8 protein-coding genes are annotated in these 14,763 nt (G+C 76.0%); 5 read left to right on the top strand and 3 right to left on the bottom strand.

Translation table 11 applies throughout. The features are described 5' to 3' along the window. The first annotated feature begins 1 nt into the window (after nt 1). Nucleotides 2–4,264, top strand: coding sequence for a trypsin-like peptidase domain-containing protein (locus ACF08F_RS22350; RefSeq protein ID WP_392300274.1), 4,263 nt, complete (start codon nt 2–4; stop codon nt 4,262–4,264). A gap of 132 nt (nt 4,265–4,396) precedes the next feature. Here ACF08F_RS22350 and ACF08F_RS22345 read toward each other — a convergent pair whose 3' ends face one another. Beyond that, the gene (locus tag ACF08F_RS22345) at nt 4,397–5,902 is read right to left on the bottom strand and encodes a carboxylesterase/lipase family protein (RefSeq protein ID WP_392300273.1); all 1,506 of its coding nucleotides are present in this window, start codon (nt 5,900–5,902) and stop codon (nt 4,397–4,399) included. Between the two features lie 68 nt (nt 5,903–5,970). Next, nucleotides 5,971–7,458, bottom strand: a complete 1,488-nt coding sequence (locus tag ACF08F_RS22340; protein ID WP_392300272.1) for a long-chain fatty acid--CoA ligase — start codon at nt 7,456–7,458, stop codon at nt 5,971–5,973. 186 nt (nt 7,459–7,644) lie between these two features. Here ACF08F_RS22340 and ACF08F_RS22335 point away from each other — a divergent pair, with 186 nt between their 5' ends. The 4 genes from ACF08F_RS22335 (at nt 7,645) to ACF08F_RS22320 (ending at nt 14,299) form a co-directional block, all read left to right on the top strand. Further along, nucleotides 7,645–9,141 (top strand): PucR family transcriptional regulator, encoded by a 1,497-nt coding sequence (locus ACF08F_RS22335; protein ID WP_392300271.1) that lies wholly within the window; start codon nt 7,645–7,647, stop codon nt 9,139–9,141. 9 nt (nt 9,142–9,150) lie between these two features. Beyond that, nucleotides 9,151–9,777, top strand: coding sequence for a YigZ family protein (locus ACF08F_RS22330; RefSeq protein ID WP_392300270.1), 627 nt, complete (start codon nt 9,151–9,153; stop codon nt 9,775–9,777). 320 nt (nt 9,778–10,097) lie between these two features. Continuing rightward, complete coding sequence (locus ACF08F_RS22325; protein ID WP_392300269.1) at nt 10,098–11,267, top strand: exonuclease SbcCD subunit D; 1,170 nt, start codon at nt 10,098–10,100, stop codon at nt 11,265–11,267. Next, entirely contained in the window at nt 11,264–14,299 is a 3,036-nt protein-coding gene (locus ACF08F_RS22320; RefSeq protein WP_392300268.1) for an AAA family ATPase, read from the top strand. Before ACF08F_RS22325 ends, ACF08F_RS22320 begins: the two co-directional genes overlap by 4 nt. On the opposite strand, the gene ACF08F_RS22315 is transcribed toward ACF08F_RS22320, so the two are convergent. Then, nucleotides 14,289–14,738, bottom strand: coding sequence for an Lrp/AsnC family transcriptional regulator (locus ACF08F_RS22315; RefSeq protein WP_141302037.1), 450 nt, complete (start codon nt 14,736–14,738; stop codon nt 14,289–14,291). The genes ACF08F_RS22320 and ACF08F_RS22315 overlap by 11 nt on opposite strands. Between the last annotated feature and the right edge of the window lie 25 nt (nt 14,739–14,763).

The following is a 14,763-nucleotide window of genomic DNA, read 5'->3' as shown; positions in this document are numbered from 1 at the left end:
GATGAGCGAGCGGCACCCCTCCCACGACGAGATCGCCGAGGAGGCGCTCGCCGCCGCCACGGTGCGGATCACCGGCCCGGCGGGCGTCGCCGGGGTCGGCGTACTGATCGCCCCGCGCCTCGTCCTGACCTGCGCCCACGTCGTCACCGACGCGTCCGGGCTGCCGCGCGGACACACCGAACCGCCGCAGGCCGCGCTGGACGTCCGGCTGCTCCAGACCCACGCGGACGCCGGCACCGTCACCGCCCGGACCCGGGACTGGGTGCCCGAGCACCCGGACGGCCGGGGCGACCTCGCCGTGCTCCGCCTCGCCGCCGCGCTGCCCGGCGCGCGGCCCGTCGTCATGGCCGACCCGCCCTCGACGATGGCGCACCGGGCCCTCGTCCTCGGGCTGCCCGACAACGTCGCCGAGGGCGGCTGGCACACCGCCACGCTCCACGGACGCACCGGCATCGGCTGGCTCCAGATGTCCCCGGACGGCGCCTCGGACCCGATCCGCCCGGGCTTCAGCGGCGCGGCCGTGTGGGACAAGACGACCGGCGCCGTGGTGGGCGTCGTCACGGCGACCGCCTCCGGAACCGGCGGCCAGAGCTTCTGCATCCCGACCCGCACCATCACCGCGCAGCTCCCGGCGCTCGCCGGACTCCTGGCCCCACGCTCCCCGTTCCCCGGTCTCCACGCCTTCACCGAGGACGACACCCGGGACTTCTTCGGCCGGGACGCCGACGTCGCCGCGGTCCTCGGTCTCCTGGAGGCGGACGGTCCCACCGGCTGCACCACCCTGACCGGACCCTCGGGGTCCGGCAAGTCCTCCGTCCTCATGGCCGGCGTCCTGCCGCGCCTCAGGGAACAGGGCGTCGAGGTCGTCCTGGTGCGCGCCGTCTCCGGACGACCGCCGGTCCTGCCGCCGCCCCCGCCGGCCGACGGCGGCCACCGGCGCGTGGTCGTGGCCGTCGACCAGGCGGAAGCCCTCCTCACCCTGCCGGACGGCGAGCTGCGCGACACCGCCGACCGGCTCCTGGCGGCCGCGGCGCGCCCCGGCACACGGGTGCTCACGGTCGTCCGCTCCGACCTCCAGGACGCGATGCTCAGCCACCCCGAACTGGGCCGGCTCGTCGGCGGCGCGCCCGCCCACCAGCTGGGCCCGATGACCGCGCGGCAGCTCACCGAAGCCGTCGTGCGGCCGCTCGACGCGATACCCGGCGTCGAGTACGGCGCCGGTCTCGCGGCCCGGATCGTCGAGGACACGGTCGGGCGGCCCGGCGGGCTGCCGCTGCTCGGCTTCGTCCTGGAGACGCTGTGGGAACAGCGCCGCGGCGGCCGCCTCCGCCTCGACGTCTACGAGCGGCTCGGCGGGGTCGGCCGCGCCCTCGGCGAGCGGGCGGACGCGGCCTGGGACGCGGTCCAGGGCGAAACGCCCTCGCCGGCCGCCCGAAGCCTGCTGCGGGCACTGGTGCGGATCCCGCCCGGGACGCGGACGGCGCTGCGGGCGCGGCTGCTCCGGCGCGACGCGGGCGAGGAACGGTGGGCCGTGGCCCAGGCGCTGGCCGACTCCCGCATCCTCGTGCTCGGTGTGGACGAGGAAGGGCGCGAGACGGTCGAGCTCGCCCACGAGGCGCTCATCGCGCACTGGCGGCCGCTGACCGAGCTGCTCACCGAGGACCGCGCCTTCCTGGAGTGGCTGGGCACCCTGCGCTACGACGCCCGGCGCTGGCGGCGCGAGGGCAGACCCGACGGCCACCTCCTGGAGGACCCCGCCCTGGCCCTCGCCGAGGAGCGGCTGGCGGAGCAGGGGGACGAACTCACGCAGGACGACCGCGAGTTCATTCGGAGCAGCGGGGAACTGCGCGACCGCAGAGGCCGGGAGGCCGCCCGGAGCGCCGGCCGGGCGCGCCGGGTGCGGCAGCTCACCGCGGTCGTCGCCGTCGTCTCCTCACTGGCCCTCGTCGTGGGGGCGTTCCTCTACCGGGGCATGGTCGCGGAGCAGCGGCGCCTGACCTCCGACCGGCTGGCCCAGCAGGCGGCCGCGCTGGACGGCGTCTCCCTCACCACCTCGTCGCTGTTCGCCGTCGGCGCCTTCCGCGCCGCCGACCGGCAGCCGGCCCGCTCGACGCTGATCGCCCAGGACCTGCGGATGCGGGACGTCGAGCACGTCGTCATGGAGGGCAGGTCCGACGTCCAGGACCTCGCCTTCACCGGATCCGGCGAGCAGTTGTACGCCCTCCTGGACGACGGTGACGTCGTCCAGCTCGACCTGCGCGGGGCGGACGCCGCACGACCCGATCCGCGGTTCCGGACGCGTACCGGCGACAACGCGCGGTTCGCCGTCTCGCCGAACGGCCGGGTCATGGTGCGGTCGAGCGAATGGGGCGTCATCGCCCTGGGGGTCCACGCCTCCGCGGAGGCCGTCTTCGACCACGGGGCGAAGGTGCGGTACGTCCCGCTGCGCGGGGCCGAGGCGGCGGAGAGGAACCCCCGCCGCGCGAGCGACCTCCGCTTCGACGGCGCAGGGGACCGGGTCCTCGCCGCGATCCGCCGGGAAGGCGTCCTCGTGTGGCGCACCGCCGACGGCGGCCGCGTCGGCCGGACGCTCACCCCGCCGAAGGGCTGGGACGCGGTCGAGGCGTGGTTCGGGGCCGACCACACGGTCGTGGGCCGGATCGTGCCCGCCGGCACGGCCCGGGACGACGCGCCAGGCCGCCTGCTGGCCTGGGACCTCGCGACGGGCGCGGCGAAGAGCCCCTGGGGCGAGCGCGCCGCGGCGTCCGCGACCGTCAGCGGCGACGGCGGCACCCTGGTGACCTGCACCGCGCAGGGCACCCTGGAGGTGTGGCGGCTCGGCCGCGCGCCGCGGCGCGCCCACACGTACTCCTCCACCACGACGGCCGAGGTCTGCCCGCTCCACGTGCCCCGGCTCGACGCCACCGGGCGGCACCTCGTCAAGCCGGTGGGCCGCATGGGCGGCGACCTCGGCCGGATGCGCTTCCTCGTCGTCGACCTGGAGAAGGGCTGGCCCGGGACGTTCGACGTGCCGTCCCCCGCGCCCGAGGACGCCACCGTCACGGGCCGGAGCGGCTTCCCGGCGGTGGCTCTCAACGGCCCGCCGGACGATCTGCGGGCCGCCGTCGCGGTCGGCGGCAGCGTCGTCACCGTACGGGTCCGGTCCCCGGACTCCTTCGACACCAACGTCCTGCTCGGCGGCTTCCGCACCGCGGACGGGGAGCACCGGCGCCTCGCGGTGGTCGACGCCTCCGGTGGTGCGCTCCAGCTCTGGGACCTGAAGACCCGCGAGCTGATGGGCTCCGCCGGCTCGCCGAAGCCGCTGGCCCGCTTCCCCACCTCCTTCAGCCCCGACGGCTCCCGCGTCCTGACCGTCACCGAGGACCGGCGGAGCATGCTCGTCTGGCGGCTGACCGAGCGGCCGTCCGGGCCCGGCACCACGCACACCCTCACGAAGGAGCACGAGCTGGAACTGCCGGCCCCGCCCGACCTCACGGCCGAGGGACCCGATCCGCTGACCGGGCTCACCCCGTCCTGGATCGTCACCACCTTCCCCGACGACCGGCACGCCGTGATCTCGGGCCTCTCCTACATGTCGCGCTGGAACCTCGACACGGGCCGGCAGGACGGCAGGCCGTACCGGCCCTCGGAACAGGAGAGGTGGGCCCTCGCGAGCGCGGCGGCGGGCACCTGGGGCGCCGCCGTGCCCGGCACGCGCACGGCGGTCGTGCGGACCGTCGGCGAGGTCGGGGTCTGGGACTTCGGCACGGGCGAGTACACCCGGTGGTTCACGTGGGGAGAGCACGGCGCGTCCGTCCGCGACCTGCTCGTCTCGCCGGACGGGAAACGGCTCGCCGTGCAGTACGCGGGCGGCTCGGTCCGGATCTGGGACATCGCCCGCAAGGCGTGGGAGGGCACGCTCACCGGCGACGGCGTGTACACGCTCGGCCGCTTCCTCGACGAGCGGGGCGACACCCTGCACACGATGACCCGCGCCGGTGAGCAGGTGGTCTGGGACACCCGGGAGAAGACGATGCGCTACCGGTACTGGGTGCGCTTCGACACGACGATGTCACCGAACTCGACCGGCGAGCGGATCACGGCGGTCGAGGGGTCCCGCCCCTACACCGTCCCTCTCGACGCCGAGGCGTCGATCGAGCGGCTCTGCGCGCTCGCCCAGCGCGGGCCGACCCGGGCGGAGAAGGCCCGGGCCGGGGACAGCGACGAGTTCGCCGAGGCGTGCCGGTCGGGGGAGGGGTCCTGACGATCCGTCCCCTTCCTCGTCACTCTCCCCGTCCCCGTCCCCGTCCCCGTCCCCGTCCCCGTCCCCGTCCCCGTCCCCTTCCCCGTCCCCGTCCCCGTCCCCTTCCCCGTCCCCTTCCCCGTCCCTGGACCGTCAGTCGGCCCGTGAGCCGCCCCAGGCGAGCCGCTCCTCCTCGCGCGGTGCCTCGACCAGGGCCGGTTCGCCCGGACCGAAGGTCATCACCGGGCGCCGCGCGTCCCACCGACGCCAGCCCGGATCACCCGTCGTGGCGAAGGCCACCCAGGCCGCGTGCATGGCCTTGGCCAAGGCTCGGGGCGTGTCCGGGCCCGTCAGCAACTGTGTCTCCGGCGCGTCGAGCGTGTCGAAGACGAAGCCGAGTTCGAGCGCGTGGCAGGCGCGGAGGTCGCGCACGGGCGAGGGCCAGCCGAACTCGTACAGATACGTCGCGGCGGCCCTTCCGGAGGCCACCCGGAAGTCCGCCAGCATGTTCAGCGGGACCCGCAGCACCCAGTCCGTCACGATCGCGCCCAGGACCTCACCCGGCTTCTCCTGCGGCCGGCCCGCCCGGTACACCTTGGCCGTGTGGGGCGCTATCCGGCCCTTCCGGAGCAGCAGCCGCTGAGTCAGCGGCCCCACCCGGTCGGCCTGTCCGCCCGGCACGAACCACAGCCGGTACTCGTCCGTGTTCGTGCCCATCAGCAGCTCCACGTCCGCCGAAGCGCCGTCCGCGAGCGCGTCGCCCGGATCCTCCGGCAGGACGTCGCCGTCCACGGTGATGTGGAAGGCATGGCCGGCGAGGAACGGCGATCCCTTGCCCGTGACCGCGGTCTGCGCGGCGAGGAGCTTCTCCCGGTCGACCAGGGCGAACGCCTCCGCCGTCGCCGGAACCTTGAGCCGCGCGGCGATCGCCTCCGTGGTCCTCCGGGCGTAGCCGGGCGACTTGGAGGTCGGGGCGCCGCTCTGCAGCACGGCCCGCCGGAACAGGCCCTTCGCGAGCGGCGAGGCCAGCAGGGCGCCGATCGATATCGCGCCGGCCGACTCGCCGAACACGGTGACCCGCTCCGGGTCCCCGCCGAAGGCCGCGATGTTCTCCCGTACCCAGGTCAGCGCGGCGATCTGGTCGCGCAGACCGAGGTTGGCGGGAGCGTCGGGGAAGACCCCGAACCCCTCGATGCCGAGGCGGTAGTTGACCGAGACGAGGACGACGCCGTCCCGGGCGAAGGCGGTGCCGTCGTAGACCGGCACCGACGAGGAGCCGTGGACCAGCGACCCGCCGTGGATCCAGACCATGACGGGACGCCCGGGGTCGCCGGGACCGTCCTCCCCGGCCGGCCAGGGGGCCCAGACGTTGAGGTTGAGGCAGTCGTCGCCCGCCACCTCCGGGTCGGGCAGCAGCGCGTCGAGCGGCGGGGAGTACGGGCGCTTGGGCGCCGTCGGCCCGAAGGCGACGGCCTCCCGGACCCCCTCCCAGGCCTTCGCGGGCTCCGGCGCACGGAACCGCAACTCCCCGACGGGGGCCTGCGCGTAGGGGATTCCCAGAAAGGACGCCACCCCGTCGTTCAGGGCGCCCCGCAGAAGGCCGTTCCTCGTGCGGACCCCGGGACCGTCCGGGACGTTCTCCGCGACGTACTCCGACATCGATTCACCTTTCCGTGGGTCGACGGTGACGCACCGTCCAGATGATGGGGTGACGGCAGGGCGTGCGGTCACCCCCCGGACACCAGCGCCCTCTTGAGGACCTTGCCGGTCGGGCCGAGCGGCAGCGCCTCGACGAAGCGCACGATCCGCGGGTACTTGTGCCGGCCCAGCCGCTCCCGCGACCACTCCACGAGCTCCTCCTCGGAGAGCGGGGGCGTCCCGTCCCGGCGCACCACCACCGCGCAGACCTCCTCGCCCTTCACGTCGTCGGGCACGCCGATCACCGCGACCTCCGAGACCGCGGGATGGCGCACCAGCACCTCCTCGACCTCGCGCGGATAGATGTTGAAGCCGCCCCGGATCACCAGGTCCTTCTTCCGGTCCACGATCCGCAGGAAGCCGTCCTCGTCCAGGACACCCAGGTCGCCCGTGCGGAACCAGCCGTCCACGAGCGCGGCGGCCGTCGCCGCGGGGTCGTCGAGATAGCCCGCGAAGACGTTGTGCCCGCGCACCACGACCTCGCCGACCTCGCCGTCCGCGAGCAGCACCACCTCCCGCTCCACGGCGGCGTCCGCGACGCCCACCTCCACGCCCCACACCGCGTGCCCGACCGTCCCCGGACGGCGGCCGAGGTGCGGCTGGTTGAAGGTGGCGACCGGTGACGTCTCCGTCAGGCCGTACCCCTCCAGGACCTGCGTGCGGAAGGTTTCCTCGAAGCGCTCCAGGACGGCCACCGGCAGGGCGGCGCCGCCCGAGACGGCGGCGCGCAGGGCCGTCGGGCGCCGGTCGGAGACCGCGGCGGCCTCCACGAGCGCGTGGTACATCGTCGGCACCCCCATGAAGACCGTCACGTCCTCGGCGGCGAGCACCTCCAGGGCCGCGGGGCCGCTGAACCGGGGCATGAGCACGAGCGTCGCGCCCTGGCGCAGCGTCCCGTTCATCGCGCAGGTCTGGCCGTAGCTGTGGAAGAGCGGCAGACAGCCGAGGACCACGTCGCCCTCGCCGAGACCGAGGAGGTCCCGGGAGGTCACGGAGGCGTTCATGACGATGTTCAGGTGGGTCAGCAGGGCGCCCTTGGGGCGGCCGGTCGTCCCGCTCGTGTAGAGGATCACGGCCGCGTCCGAGGGGTCGGCCGGCTCGGCGGCGGGCAGCGGCTCGGCCGCCGAGGGCGCGCCCTGGAAGGCGCGCACCCCGGCCGCCCGCGCGGCCTCGTCGGCCACCGCCCACAGCGGCCCGCCGCTCACGACGCCCACAGCGCCGCTGTGCTCCAGGACGTACCGCACCTCGTCGGCGACGAGCAGCGCGTGGACCGGTACGACGGTCACGCCGGCCGCGAGCGCGCCGTAGTACACGCGCAGGAACTCGGTCGTGTTCGGCAGGAGCACGGCCAGCCGGTCGCCCGGTTTCACCCCCGCCTCCCGCAGTCCGGCCGCGCAGCGGAGCGCCTCCGTCCACAGCTCGCGGTAGGTGAGGCGGGCGGCGCCCTCGACGACCGCGGTCCGGTCGGGGAAGTGACGGGCCGACTCGCCCAGGACCCCGGCGACGCTCAGTGACATGACTCGCTCCAGATTCGCGGAGTTGACGGCCGTACGACGATCGGCCGACTCGGCACAGAATCCGACGCCGCGCGGGCCGGATGCCATGTGCAGCTGCCCACCATGTGCCGCACCGGGGTGGGCAGCGGCCCCGTCGGCCCGCGCGACCCGTGGCATTCGCCAAATCCCGGGGCTACGGTGCGAGCCATGACGCACAGCCCGGCCGCCCCGCGCCCCGCCGCCCCGCGCTCCGGCCCCGCGCGCCCCGGGGCCACCGATTCCGCGCGCCCCGGATCCGGGCTCTCCGGCTCCGCGCGCGCGGGGGCCGCCGGTTCCGCACGCTCCGGTTCCGCACGCTCCGGTTCCGGGCTCTCCGGCTCCGCGCGCCCCGCCGGAGCCCACACCCCGCTCGGGTCCGACGCCGGTTCCGGGGCGCTCCGGCGCGCGCTGGCCACCACGATGCTCGCCGACGTCGACCGGCTCACCGACCGGGCCGTCGACGACATCCGCGCCCACTCGGGCACGTACGCGGCCGACGCACCCGTCACCCGCGAGGACCTCTGGGAGATCTGCCGCGACAACCTCCTGCGCGCCCTGGAGGACTTCGGCGGCCTCGCCCCGACCGGCGGCGACTTCGAGTGGGCGGCCCGCGAGACCGGCCGCCGCCGCGCCGAGCAGGGCGTGCCCCTCGACACCGTCCTCCAGGCGTACCGGCGCGGCGGCCGGGTCCTCTGGCAGGTCATGGCCGAGCACCTCAGGGCCCGGGCCGGCCGCGAGGCCGACAGTCGGGACGTCGAGCTGGACATGGCGAGCGGCGTCTGGGAGACGATCGACCGCTACTCCGTCGCGATGGCCGACGAGTACCGGCTCGCCCAGCTGGAGCTCCAGAGCCGCCAGGACACCCGGCGCGTCGCCCTCTTCGAGGCGCTGCTCGACGGCCGCGCCGACGACCCCGCCGTCGCCTCGGCCGCGGCCGCCGCGCTCGGCGTCCCCGCCTGCGACCGGTACGTCGTCGTGGTCGCCGCCCAGGACCCGGCCGCCCCGCCGCACCCGGCGCCCGTCCTGGAGGCGCGGGGGATGTGGTCGTTCTGGCGGCCCCGCTCCGGCCGGTACGCCGGGATCGTCCGGCTGCCGCGCCGCGACGCCCCCGCCGGCGGCCCGGCCGCGGGGCCCCGGGGCTCCGCCGACCCCGCGGCCCGCGACCTCCTCGACGCCCTGCGGGAACTGACCGGCGCGACGGCCGGGATCTCCCCGGAGTTCGAGCGGCTCTCCCACGCGGGCCGCGCCCTCCGGCTCGCCGAACAGACCCTCCGTACCCTCCCGGCGGGCAGCGGGGAGGCCGCCGCCTTCGACGACCGGCTCGCGCAGGTGCTCCTCAGCGGGCGCTCCGACATCGCCGAGCGGATCGTCACGGTCCACCTCGGGCCCGTCCTCGCGACCGGCGGCGAGCGGGCCGCGCTCCTGACCACCCTCCGGGTCTGGCTCGACCACGGCTGCTCCGCCGCCCGCGCCGCAGAACTGCTCTACTGCCACCGCAACACCGTCCTCAACCGCATCGGCCGCGTCGCCGAGCTCACCGGCCGCTCCAGCGAGTCCGGCGAGGCGCGCCTCGGCTGGGCCCTGGCCCTGCGCGCGCTGCCGTACGCGGGCCAGGGGGAGTCCCCGGAACCGGCCGCCGGGGAGTACGAGGCGGACGGAACGTAGGCTGGCGGGATGCAGGAGCAGTACCGCACGCTCGCCCGCGAGGGCGTCCACGAGACCGAGATCAACCGCTCGCGCTTCCTCTGCGCGCTCGCGCCCGTCGCCGACGAGCGGGAGGCGCAGGAGTTCGTCGCGCGCGTCCGCAGGGAGCACCCCACCGCCACGCACAACTGCTTCGCGTACGTCCTCGGCGCCGACGCCTCCGTGCAGAAGGCGAGCGACGACGGCGAGCCCGGCGGCACGGCCGGGGTGCCGATGCTCCAGATGCTCCTGCGCCGTGAGATGCGTTACGTCGCCGCCGTCGTCACCCGCTACTACGGCGGCGTGAAACTCGGCGCGGGCGGTCTCATCCGCGCGTACGGCGGCGTGGTCGGCGAGGCCCTCGACGAGCTCGGCACCGTGACCCGGCAGCGCTTCCGGCTCGCCACCGTCACGGTCGACCACCAGCGGGCCGGGAAGCTGGAGAACGACCTGCGGGCGACCGGCCGCGCGGTCCGTGACGTGCGGTACGCCGAGGCCGTCACGATCGAGATCGGCCTCCCGGACGCCGACGTCCCCGACTTCCGGGCCTGGCTCGCCGACACCACGGCGGGCACGGCCCTGCTCGCCCTCGGCGGCGAGGCGTACGGCGACGCCTGAGCGCCCGCAGCCGACAACCCGAGCGCCCGAAGCCGCCCCCCGAGCGCTCGCGGGCCGGCGCCCGAGAGCCGCCCGGCCGTCGTCCGAGAGCCGCCCGGCCGTCGTCCGAACATGCGCCCGGAATCCCGTCCGGCCCCCACCCACACCCCCACCCACACCCCCGCCCGGAATCCCGTCCGGCCCCCACCCACACCCCCACCCACACCCCCGCCCGGAATCCCGTCCGGCCCCACCCACACCCCCGGCCGGGATAGCGTGGTGGGCGCACGGAACGGGAAGCGGCGGCGAGGAGCGGCACACATGCGGGGTGGGACGGCATCGTGAGGCTCCTGCACACCTCGGACTGGCACCTCGGCCGGTCCTTCCACCGCGTCGGGCTCCTCGAAGCCCAGGCCGCGTTCCTCGACCACCTCGTGGCGACCGTGCACGCGCACGGGGTCGACGCCGTCCTCGTCTCCGGGGACGTCTACGACCGGGCCGTGCCGCCGCTGTCCGCCGTCGAACTCTTCGACACGGCGCTGCACCGCCTCGCCGAGGCCGGCGTGCCGACCGTCATGATCTCCGGCAACCACGACTCGGCCCGCCGCCTCGGCGTCGGCGCGGGGCTCATCGAGCGGGCGGGCATCCACCTCCGTACCGACCCGGACGGAATCGGGACCCCCGTCGTGCTCAGCGACGCCCACGGCGACGTCGCCCTCTACGGCCTGCCGTACCTCGAACCGGCGCTCGTGCGCGAGCGGCTCGGCGCGGCGAAGGGCGGACACGAGGCCGTGCTCGCCGCCGCCATGGACCGGGTGCGCGCCGACCTCGCGGGCCGCCCCGACGGCACCCGCTCCGTCGTCCTCGCCCACGCCTTCGTGGCGGGCGGCGCGCCCAGCGACAGCGAGCGGGACATCACCGTCGGCGGCGTCGCCGCCGTCCCCGCCGCCGTCTTCGACGGCGTCGACTACGTCGCCCTCGGCCACCTCCACGGCAGCCAGACCCTCACCCCGCGGGTGCGCTACTCCGGCTCCCCGCTCGCGTACTCCTTCTCCGAGGCCGACCACCGCAAGACGATGTGGCTCGTCGACCTCGGCGCTGACGGCGCCGTCCTCACCGCCGAGCGCCTCGACTGCCCCGTCCCGCGCCCCCTCGCCCGGATCCGGGGCCGGCTCGACGACCTCCTCGCCGACCCCGCGCTCGCGCCCCACGAGCAGTCCTGGGTCGAGGCCACCCTCACCGACCCCACGCGCCCCGCCGAGCCCATGGCCCGGCTCACCGAACGCTTCCCGCACACCCTGAACCTCGTCTTCGACCCCGAGCGGACCGAGGACGGCCCCGGCGCCTCCTACGCCCAGCGGCTCCGGGACCGCAGCGACCAGCAGATCGCGGAGGACTTCGTGGCCCACGTACGCGGCGGAGAGGGGCTCGACGGCCCCGAGCGGACGGTGCTGTACGCCGCCTTCGACGACGTACGGGTCGACTCGGCCGAGCGCGAGGTGGGCCGGTGAGGCTGCACCGCCTGGAGATCACCGCGTTCGGGCCCTTCGGCACCACGCAGACGGTCGACTTCGACACCCTCTCCGCCGCCGGCCTCTTCCTCCTCCACGGTCCGACCGGCGCGGGGAAGACCTCCGTCCTCGACGCCGTCTGCTTCGCCCTGTACGGCAGCGTGCCCGGCGTGCGGCAGAGCCCCGGCACCTCCCTGCGCAGCGACCACGCCCCGGTCGGCACGTACACCGAGGTCCTCCTCGAACTGAGCGTGGGCGACCGGCGCCTGGAGATCACCCGCAGGCCCGCCCAGCAGCGGCCCAAGAAGCGCGGCACCCCCGGCTTCACCACCGAGAAGGCCCAGACCTGGCTCCGCGAGTACGACCCCGCCACCGGAACCTGGGCCGGACTCAGCCGCTCCCACCAGGAGATCGGCGAGGAGATCACCCAGCTCCTCGGCATGAGCCGCGAGCAGTTCTGCCAGGTCGTCCTCCTCCCGCAGGGCGACTTCGCGAAGTTCCTGCGCGCCGACGCCGAGGCCCGCGGCAAGCTCCTCGGCCGCCTCTTCGACACCCGCCGCTTCGCCGCCGTCGAGGAGCGCCTCGCCGACCTCCGGCGCGCCGCCGAGCAGCAGGTACGGGACGGGGACGAGCGGCTCCTCGCCCTCGCCCACCGGATGACGCAGGCCGCCGGCGGCCTCGAAGCCGCCCGCACCCCCGTCGAGGGGCGCCCCGGCGACCCCGGCCTCGCCGAGTCCGTCCTGACCTGGGCCGCCGTCGCCCGCACCGAGGCCCGCGAGGCCCTCGACATCACCGGCGTGCGGTTCACCGCCGCCGAGCACGGACAGACCTCCGCGCGCGCCGCCCTCGACGCCGAGAAGGAGCTCGCCGACCGCCAGGCCCGGCACGCCGACGCGCTCCGCCGCCGCGAGCAGCTCACCGCCCGCACCCCCGAGCGCGACCGCCACCAGGCCGCGCTCGACCGGTCCCTCAAGGCCGAGCGCGTCGCCCCCGCGCTCGGCCTGCGCACGGACGCCGAGCGCGAGCACGCCGCCGCGCACGCGGCCCGGGAACGCTCCCGCGCCCTGCTGCCCACCGACCTCGCCGACCAGGGTGCCGAGCACCTCTCCGCGCTCGAACACCGGCTGCGCGGGGAGCTGGGCGGCCTCGACGCCGCCCGTCGCGCCGAGCGCCGCTCCGCCGCCCTCGCCGAGGAGCGCACCGCCCTCGTCCGTGAGGCGCGGGCCGACGAGGACGCACTCCAGGACGCGGCCGGCTGGCTCGCCGACTGGGAGCCCCGCCGGACCGCCCTGGCCGAACGGGTCCTGGCCGCGACGGACGCGGCGGCCCGCGCCGAGCACCTCGCCGGACGTCTGGAGCCCGCCCGCCGACGCCTCGACGCGGCCAGCCGCCGCGACACCCTGGAGCGGGAGACCGCCGCCGCCGAGGCACGGCTCACGGACGCCCGGGAGCACCGGAACACCGCCCACGAGACCTGGCTCGACGTCAAGTCCCGCCGTCTGCGGGGCATCGCCGCCGAACTCGCCGCCACGCTCGCCGAGGGCGAGGCCTGCCAGGTCTGCGGCTCCACCGCCCACCCGGACCCGGCCCGCACCACGGACGGCCACGTCGACCGGGCCACCGAGGACGCCGCCTACGCGGCCTACACCCGCGCCGACGAGGCCCGCACCGCAGCCGAGCGCGACCGGGACCTCACCCGGGCGGCCTGGTCGGCGGCCCGTACGGAGGTCCTCGGCGCGGAGCCGGGCACCGACCCGACCGTCGCCGAACTCGCCGTGGAGGTCGAGGAGTTGACCCGGCTGCACGGCGAGGCACACGCGCTCGCCGGGCAGGCGCACGGCGCCCGGGAGGCGCTCGCGCGCGCCGAGCGGGAGCACGAGGATCGGGTCGCCGCGCAGCGGGAGGCCGAGCGGCGGGCCGCCGCGCGCACCTCGCGCCGCGAGGCCCTCGAAGGGGAGCAGGCCTCGCTCGACGAGGAACTCGTGCGCGGGCGCGGCGAGTTCGCCAGCGTGGCCGAGCACGCCACCCGGCTGGAGCGGAAGATCGCGATCCTGGTCGAGGCCGCGGGGGACGTGCGCGCCGCCGAACTGGCCGCCCAGCGGCTCAAGGAGGCCGACGACCGGCTCGCCGACGCCGCCTACCGCGCGGGCTTCACCACCCCGGCCGAGGCCCGCGACGCCCTCGTCGGCGAGGCCGAACGCCGGGACCTCCAGCGGCGCGTGGACGCCTGGCAGGCCGAGGCGGCCGCCGTCGCGGACCGGCTCGCCGAGCCCGGCACCGCCGCTGCCGCCGTACTCCCGCCGGCCGACCCGGCGGCCGCAGAGGCCGCCCACACGGCGGCCGAGCGCCGCCTGCGGCAGGCCGCGTCCGAGCTGGCGGCGGCCCGCGAGCGCGCGACCGGACTGACCGGCCTCTCCCGCCGGGCCGGCACCGAGGTCCACCGGCTCGGCCCGCTCCGCGAGGAGTACGACCGGGTGGCCAGGCTCGCCGCCCTCACCGCCGGGACGTCCGCGGAGAACGAGCGCCGGATGCGTCTGGAGTCGTACGTCCTGGCCGCCCGGCTCGAACAGGTCGCCGCCGCCGCGACCGCCCGCCTCCAGCGCATGTCCTCCGGCCGCTACACCCTCGTCCACTCCGACGCCCGTTCCGGCGGCAAGCGCGCGGGCCTCGGGCTGCACGTCGTCGACGCCTGGACGGGCAACGAACGCGACACCGCCACGCTCTCCGGCGGCGAGACCTTCTTCGCCTCCCTCGCCCTCGCCCTCGGCCTCGCCGACGTCGTCACGGACGAGGCGGGCGGCGTCCGGCTCGACACCCTCTTCATCGACGAGGGCTTCGGCAGCCTCGACGAGCAGACGCTCGACGAGGTCCTCGACGTCCTCGACTCGCTGCGCGAACGCGACCGCAGCGTCGGCATCGTCAGCCACGTCGGCGACCTGCGCCGCCGTGTCCCGGCCCAGCTGGAGGTCGTCAAGGCGCGGCACGGCTCAGCGGTGCGGCTGCGCACCGGCGGGGACGCGCTCAGCGGCTGATGGAGCGCCGGGGGAGCGGCGAGGAGTAGACGACGCTCGTCGTCACCGAGCCGAGCGTGGCGATCTTCCCGGAGATCTCCTCCAGGTGCCGCATGGAGCGGGCGGCGACCTTGAGGACGAAGCAGTCGTCACCCGTCACGTGGTGGGCCTCCAGGACCTCGGGCGTCGTGGCGATGAGGTCGTGGAACGGCTTGTAGTTGCCGTGCGGGTAGCGCAGCCGTACGAAGGCGAGGATCGGCAGCCCGAGCCGGTCCTGGTCGACGATCGCCGTGTACCCGGCGATCACCCCCGCGTCCTCCAGGCGCCGCACCCGCTCGGTCACGGCGGACGGCGACATCGACACGGCGCGGGCCAGCTCGGCGAAGCTCGCCCGGCCCTCGGACTGCAGGGCCTCGAGAATGCGCCAGTCGGTGGCGTCCGGAGTGTAAGCGCTGGTCATGCCTGAGAAATAGCAGGGGAATCCC

Origin of the sequence: Streptomyces sp. NPDC015130, from assembly GCF_043080005.1 — a bacterium.
Lineage (GTDB): Bacteria > Actinomycetota > Actinomycetes > Streptomycetales > Streptomycetaceae > Streptomyces.
Note: the sequence above shows the minus strand (reverse complement) of the source record. Positions and strands in the feature narration are given on the sequence as shown.